Origin of the sequence: Mycobacterium talmoniae (genome assembly GCF_001854525.1) — a bacterium.
In the GTDB taxonomy this organism is placed as follows: domain Bacteria; phylum Actinomycetota; class Actinomycetes; order Mycobacteriales; family Mycobacteriaceae; genus Mycobacterium; species Mycobacterium talmoniae.
The window spans coordinates 1-6,760 of record NZ_MLQM01000228.1 but is presented as its reverse complement, the minus strand read 5'-3'; the positions used below and the strand labels follow the sequence as shown (position 1 = coordinate 6,760).

The following is a 6,760-nucleotide window of genomic DNA, read 5'->3' as shown; positions in this document are numbered from 1 at the left end:
GCAGCAGCGCGTCGATGCCTCAAACGCCGCATCGCCCGACGCGTATACCAAGCCCTTCTCACCAGCACCAAACCCGAAATCAACCACCTAAAACCAGCAGCCGCTTGACATAGGAGCTATTGCTCGCGGAAGGACAGTGCCGCCCTATACCCAGTACGGCACCCGGGCACGGTACTGGCGCATCGCGAACGCGGCGAACACCCAGCCGATCACGGTCAGCGCCAACACCACCAGCCAGTGCCGCAACTCCTGATGCGCCCCCAGCAGCGGCGCCCGCACAATGTCCAGGTAGTGCAGCAGCGGATTGAGTTCGACGATCTTCGCCCAGCGTTGCGCATTCTGCTGGTGCAGCGTCGCGTCGTTCCAGATGATCGGCGTCATGAAGAACAGCAACTGCACCACGCTGCCCAGCAGCGGGCCGATGTCGCGGTAGCGGGTCGCCAGGATGCCGAAACACAGTGCCACCCAGACACAATTGAGCACGATCAACGCCAGCGCCGGAATCACCAACAGGTCGGCCCACGACCACGGCTTGGGATAGATGGCCGCGATCACCAGATAGATGACGATGTTGTGGGCGAACAAGATGATCTGCCGCCACACCAGCCGGTAGACGTGCACGGACAGCGGGGTGGGCAGTTGCTTGATCAGCCCCTCGTTGGCGACGAACACGTCGGCGCCCTCCAGGATGGCGGCGTTGATCAGGTTCCAAATGATCAGCCCGAGCGTGACATAGGGGAGATGCTCGGCCAACTCGAGATGAAACAGCTTGGAGTACAGGCCGCCCATGGCGACCGCGGTGGTGCCGGTGGCGATGGTGATCCAAAACGGCCCCAGCACGCTGCGGCGGTACCGCTGCTTGATGTCCTGCCACCCCAGATGCAGCCATAGTTCGCGGCGCTGGAAGCCCTCGATCAGATCGCGGGTGGCCCGGGACAGCGTCCGGGACTGGGCGGCGGCCTCGACGACGGTCATGAGCTCTCCTTGGGCCGGCCGAACCTCTCGCGACGCCCCAAGCGCCGCAACCGAAACCACTCGATCAGACCCGCCGGGTCGCGGCGCGACACCAGGAAATACCAGCCGAACCGCAGCCATTCCTGCACCAGCAGCTTGCGCAATCCGGGCTGGGCCATCAGGTAGCCCCGATTGCGGTAGGTGAAGAACCGCTTGGTGTAATCGTCGGGATACTGGGCGTGCATCTTGCCGGCCAGGATCGGTTTGAACTCGGCCGATCCGCACGGATGCAGATACACCGCGTCCAGGCAGGTGCCGAACGGCAGGCCCGACCGCGCCAGGCGGCGGTGCAGTTCCACCTCGTCGCCGCGGACGAACAGTCGCAGGTCGGGTACCCCCACGGCCTCCAGCGCGCCGGCGGCGAACAGTGCCCCGTTGAACAGCGACGCAATGCCGGGCAGCAGATCCTGGTCCGGCCCGTCCGTCCGCAACTCGCGGGCGTATCGGCGCCAGACCAGGCCGCGCCGCAACGGAAACGCCAGCCGCTCCGGATCGTCCAGGTTGCACACCATCGGGGACACCTCGGCCAGCCGGTGTTTTTCCGCGCAGGCCGACAACCGCGCCAGCACGCCCGAATCGGCGGGGTGCCCGTCGTCGTCGGCCAGCCACACCCAGTCCGCACCGGCCGCCAACGCATGCAACATCCCGAGCGCGAAACCCCCTGCACCGCCGAGGTTTCGACGTGACCCCAGATACGTGGTGGGGATCGGCTGGCCGGCCACCAGATCACGGACCCGCTCATCGGCGTCGTTGTCGACGACGATGAGATGGTCCGGCAACCGACTCTGCGTGGTCAAGACGCCCAGCGACTTGGCCAGCTGATCGCGACGCCGGTGGGTGACCACGACGGCATACACCAGCTCACTCACGGTGTGTCACCAACGGTTTCGGCCAATACTTCGCGCACATGCCGGGCGGCGTCCTCACCCTCGTAGGCGCCCACCACTTCTTCGATGCCGCCGGTCATCTTCACGGTGCCGTGATCGATCCACATCGCGGTCTTGCACAGCCGGGCCAGGAACTCGTTGGAATGGCTGGCGAACACCAGGATCCCGGACCGCTCCACCAGGCCCTGCAGCCGGGTTTGGGCCTTCTTCAAGAAGTCGGCGTCCACCGCGCCGATGCCCTCGTCGAGCAACAAGATCTCCGGGTCGATGCTGGTGACCACCCCCATCGCCAGGCGGACCCGCATCCCGGTGGAGTAGGTGCGCAGCGGCATCGACAGGTAGTCGCCGAGCTCGGTGAACTCGGCGATCTCATCGACCTTGGCCTGCATCTGTTTACGGGTCTGCCCCAGGAACAGGCCCCGGATGATGATGTTTTCGTAGCCGGAGATCTCCGGGTCCATCCCCACCCCGAGGTCGAATACCGGCGCGACGCGGCCGGTGATGCTCGCCGAGCCGCGCGTCGGCTCGTAGATCCCCGACAGCAGCCGCAGCAGCGTCGACTTGCCGGCGCCGTTGTGGCCGACCAGGCCGACCCGGTCGCCGTGCTTGAGCGACAGGGTGATGTCGCGCAGCGCCTCGATCACGACGACGTTGGAGGTGTTGCGGCCGATCTGGCCGCCGGCCTTGCCGAGGAAGGCCTTCTTCAGCGATCGCGACTTGGCGTCGAAGATGGGGAACTCCACCCACGCGTTGCGCGTCTCGATATGGGGTGTGACCACCGGCGTCTACTACAGGTATTGGCCGGTGCCGGAGTGGCCGGGCTGTCCGGGTGCTTTCACGCCGGGCGGCAGCGCGCCCTGGCGCATCTGCTCCAGCTGGGCGCGGGCCGCCATCTGCTGGGCGAACAGTGCGGTCTGAATGCCGTGGAACAGCCCCTCCAGCCAGCCGACCAGTTGCGCCTGGGCGATTCGCAGCTCGGCGTCCGAGGGCACCGAGTCCTCGCTGAACGGCAGCGTGAGCCGGTCCAGTTCCTCGCGCAGCTCGGGCGCCAGCCCGTCTTCGAGCTCCCGGATGCTGGTGGCGTGCACCTCCCGCAGGCGGTTGCGGCTGGCCTCATCGAGCGGTGCCGCGCGCACCTCTTCGAGCAGTTGCTTGATCATGGTGCCGATCCGCATCACCTTGGCGGGCTGTTCGACCAGGTCGGTCAGCGACCGGTCCTCGGAGTCGTCGTCCGCCTGGGCCGCCGCCAGCATCCGCGGGTCAGCGCCGCCGATGATCTCGATGCCATCGTCGTCGGTGCTCATGGACTCACCCTCTCTATCGCTTGTCGGCGCAGTTCGCCGCGGTGTCGTGCCCGTGCCATTCGTAGATGCGGGCCCCACCGTTGTCGTAGATCTTCGCCCACGACTTGGACGCGTCTAGTGACACTAGCCCGTCGGGCAGGGCAAAGCCCCGGACCACCGGGCTACTGACCAAGACGTAGCGGATGTTCAGCGCGCGCACCGCCTCGGCGACTTGCGGGTCGGTGTCCGCGTCGTCGGCGTGTACCCAAAAGATGAAGCGGTAATACCCCGGTCCTTGCTGCATCGGGTAGTCGTAATGCGTCCACAGCGGGTGCAGGTCGGCCACCGCGTACATCCAGGCGGTGCCGTCGGTGTTGGCGTTGCCGATCAGGGTGTCGTGGGCGCCGGGCAGGGTGGCCAGGCAGGCGAACGCATCCAGGTCCTTCTGGTCGATCATCACCGAGTCGTACTTGTCGCCCAGCAAGAAGCGGTGCCGCGGCAGGTAATACCAGGCCAGCCCGGCGGTGACCACGACCAGCAGCACCGCGGTGGCCGCCGACCAGGCCGGTGCCGGCGACGTCGTCCACCGGTCGGCCAGTCGCCGGGCGGCCATCACCGCCAACCCGACCAGCGTGCACAACCCGATCCCGGCCATCGGCGCCAACAGCAACGTGGTCACCGCCGCGATCCGGCGCGGATCGTTGTAGAACAGTTCGCCCACGCTGCCCGCCGCCGCGCCCACCGGACCGCCTAACGGCGTCCCGGCGTCCACGTTGACCACGATCAACGACGCCCACAGGGCCAGCGGCCACCAGATCCGCTTGACCAGCAAGACCAGGCCCCCGACGGCGGCCAGCCCGATCAGGGCGTACTGCACCGGGAAGTCGTTGAGGTGGCGGGAGTGCTGGAACACCGCATCGAACAACCCGCGCTTCTTGCTGAGGTAGGTCAAGAAGGAATGCCCGGCGATGATGTCCTCTTGCTGTTTGACGCACAGGAACTGCGGTAACAGCACCAGCCCCGTGACCACCGCGACGCTCGCCAGCGTCACCAGGTCGACGAGCCGGCCGCGCACCGGGCGCCACAGCGCGTCGAGCAGCCACCAGGCCAGCGTGAACAAGACCACGATGACCCCGCCGCTGATGTGCACCGAGAACACCCCCACCAGCGCCAACACCGCGACCGGGATGCGGTCGCGGTGCCCGGGCGTGGAGGTGATCAGCGCAAACGCCGGCACGGCGAGCCCGTAGGCGACCAGGTTGGGCATCGCGGCGGTGCCGAACTCGACGTAGGGCACCGCGGTGAACGACGCAGCCAGCACCGCCGCGGTGGCCGCCGCGCCCGCGACGCGCCAGGTGGCTGCGGGGGAGGTGGCCCGGCCGCGCAGCAGCCGCCAGGTCAGGACCGCGGCGCTGACCGGAAACAACCAGGTCGCCGCGGCCAGCGAGTTCAGCGTGTAGCCGGTGGTCGACGCGGCGCCGGTCAGTTGGCAGAACACCGCGGTCAGCGCGTGGAAGGTGGACGGGTAGTACAGCAGCGCGTGGGTTTCGACGTTGCGTAGCTCACCCATGTGGGTCGGCGACGCTTGCCCGGTGTCCAGGATGAACTGGACGGTGTTGGCGTGCCACACCGCGTCCCAGGTGCTGGGGATGGTTTGCCAGTGCGGCATGCCGCGCAGCGCCGCGTACCCGATCAACACCGCGCCGAGCAGCACGCCCGCCGCCACCACGGCCGCCGGACCCCGGCCGGGCGCCAGCACCTCGGCCTGGGTGTCCCGGTAGCGCGCCAGCAACACCCGCAGCCCCGCCGCCAGCGCGGCGATCACCACCAGAGCGGCCAGCGCTGTCCATGCGTTCCAAGGGATTCCGATCGCCCCGAGCGGAACAATGGTCACCGCGACGACACCGTAGGTAAGCGCCGGGCCAACAGCGATCGCCACCGGCCACGTTAGCCGCGAGATCCTCGCCACGATCGTTCCTGGCACGATCTGCAACAGCAAAGCGATTACCACTCCGAAGCCCAGTCCCACTGGTCTAGTATGTCTGCCCGGGTGACCTGGCTCGGGATGGCGGGGACGTTTCCGGGCGCCCCGCTACCGTCACGGTTTGCGTAACATGCGGAAGCTCTAAGGTGGCTGCCATGGTCTACGACGTCGCCCGGGTGCGTGGTCTGCACCCGACCCTCGGCGACGGATGGGTGCATTTCGATGCGCCCTCCGGGATGCTGATTCCCGACTCTGTCGCGACCACGGTGTCGACTGCGTTTCGTAGGTCGACCCCGACCAGCGTCGGCCCACACCCGTCGGCGCGGCGCAGCGCTGCGGTGTTGGACGCCGCCCGGCACGCGGTGGCCGATCTGGTCAACGCCGATCCGCGTGGCGTGGTGCTGGGTGCCGACCGCGCGGTTTTGCTGTCTTCGCTCGCCGACGCGTCGTCGTCGCGCGCGGGTCTGGGCTACGAAATCGTCGTCACCCGGCTTGACGACGAGGCGAACATCGCCCCCTGGCTGCGCGCAGCAAACCGCTATGGCGCCAAGGTCAAGTGGGCCGAGGTGGATATCGAGACCGGCGAGCTGCCCACCTGGCAGTGGGAGACCCTGATCAGCAAACCAACCCGCCTGGTGGCCATCACCTCGGCGTCGGGAACGCTGGGGACGGTCACCGATCTGCGTGCGGTGACCAAATTGATCCACGAGGCAGGCGGGTTGGCGATCGTCGACCATTCCGCGGCGGCGCCATACCGGCTGATCGACATCGAGGAGGTCGACGCCGACGTGGTGGCCGTGAACGCGGTCAGTTGGGGTGGGCCGCCGATCGGGGCGTTGGTGTTCCGCGACCCGGCGTTGATCGACTCGTTCGCGTCGGTGTCGACGGATCCGCAGGCCGCCGGCCCCGCCCGGCTGGAGGTGGGGCTGCACCAGTTCGGTCTGCTCGCCGGGGTGGTGGCCAGCATCGAATACCTCGCCTCGCTCGACGAGTCCGCCCGCGGGACCCGCCGGGAACGGCTGTCCGTCTCGATGCAGTCGGCCGCGTCGCACATGAGCCGGGTGTTCGACTACCTGATGACCTCGTTGCGGTCCTTGCCGCTGGTGATGGTGATCGGCCGGCCGGAGGTGCACATCCCGGTGGTGAGTTTCGCCGTGCACGAGGTGCCGGCCGAGCGGGTGGTGCAGCGGCTGGCCGACAACGGCATCCTGGCGATTTCCAACGCCACCTCCCGGGTGCTCGACGTGATCGGGGTCAACGACGTCGGCGGCGCGGTCACCGTCGGGCTGGGTCACTATTCGACGACGGCCGAGGTGGACCAGCTGGTGCGCGCCCTGGCCTCGCTGGGCTAGGGTTTATCTTCCTCGCGAGCGTGCACAAATGTACGCCCGCGCCCCGGTTTACCTGGCATTTTGCGCACGCTCGCGCTCAGGGACCGCCCACCGTCAACACGATCTTGCCGGCCACCTGCCCCGCGGACAGCAGCTGATGGGCCTCGGCGGCCTGCTCGATGGGGAGCCGTGCGCCGATGACCGGCCGGACCCGCCCGTCGGCGATCATCGGCCACGCCGACGCCGTCACCGCCGCCACGA

Annotated in this window: 7 protein-coding genes; 1 reads left to right on the top strand and 6 read right to left on the bottom strand. The window is 67.9% G+C overall.

What is annotated here, in order from left to right; translation table 11 throughout:
- Positions 1-144: 144 nt before the first annotated feature.
- From wzm to BKN37_RS24865, 5 genes are read right to left on the bottom strand one after another with little or no spacing between them, the layout of a single operon-like run.
- On the bottom strand, positions 145-975 hold the full coding sequence (gene wzm / locus BKN37_RS24885; RefSeq protein ID WP_071029689.1) for a galactan export ABC transporter permease subunit Wzm/RfbD: 831 nt from the start codon (positions 973-975) through the stop codon (positions 145-147).
- Positions 972-1,883 (bottom strand): galactofuranosyltransferase GlfT1, encoded by a 912-nt coding sequence (gene glfT1 / locus BKN37_RS24880; RefSeq protein WP_071029687.1) that lies wholly within the window; start codon positions 1,881-1,883, stop codon positions 972-974. The genes wzm and glfT1 overlap by 4 nt, the downstream gene beginning before the upstream one ends.
- Entirely contained in the window at positions 1,880-2,680 is an 801-nt protein-coding gene (wzt, locus tag BKN37_RS24875) for a galactan export ABC transporter ATP-binding subunit Wzt/RfbE (RefSeq protein ID WP_071029685.1), read from the bottom strand. Before wzt ends, glfT1 begins: the two co-directional genes overlap by 4 nt.
- Before the next feature lie 9 nt (positions 2,681-2,689).
- Complete coding sequence (locus BKN37_RS24870; protein ID WP_071029683.1) at positions 2,690-3,205, bottom strand: bacterial proteasome activator family protein; 516 nt, start codon at positions 3,203-3,205, stop codon at positions 2,690-2,692.
- Positions 3,206-3,218: 13 nt separating this feature from the next.
- The gene (locus tag BKN37_RS24865) at positions 3,219-5,213 is read right to left on the bottom strand and encodes a DUF6541 family protein (protein WP_071029681.1); all 1,995 of its coding nucleotides are present in this window, start codon (positions 5,211-5,213) and stop codon (positions 3,219-3,221) included.
- A 110-nt stretch (positions 5,214-5,323) separates the two neighbouring features.
- On the opposite strand from BKN37_RS24865, the gene BKN37_RS24860 reads away from it, so the two are divergent.
- On the top strand, positions 5,324-6,520 hold the full coding sequence (locus tag BKN37_RS24860; protein WP_071029691.1) for a cysteine desulfurase-like protein: 1,197 nt from the start codon (positions 5,324-5,326) through the stop codon (positions 6,518-6,520).
- Positions 6,521-6,596: 76 nt separating this feature from the next.
- Here the strand turns inward: BKN37_RS24860 and BKN37_RS28100 are convergent.
- Positions 6,597-6,760: zinc-binding dehydrogenase (locus BKN37_RS28100; RefSeq protein WP_165618390.1), on the bottom strand; the 164-nt coding region annotated here is incomplete at its 5' end.

Coding starts and splice junctions, on each gene's coding strand:
- BKN37_RS24870 (WP_071029683.1), bottom strand. CDS start 3,205: ATGAGCACCGACGACGATGGCATCGAGATCATCGGCGGCGCTGACCCG.
- wzm (WP_071029689.1), bottom strand. CDS start 975: ATGACCGTCGTCGAGGCCGCCGCCCAGTCCCGGACGCTGTCCCGGGCC.
- BKN37_RS24860 (WP_071029691.1), top strand. CDS start 5,324: ATGGTCTACGACGTCGCCCGGGTGCGTGGTCTGCACCCGACCCTCGGC.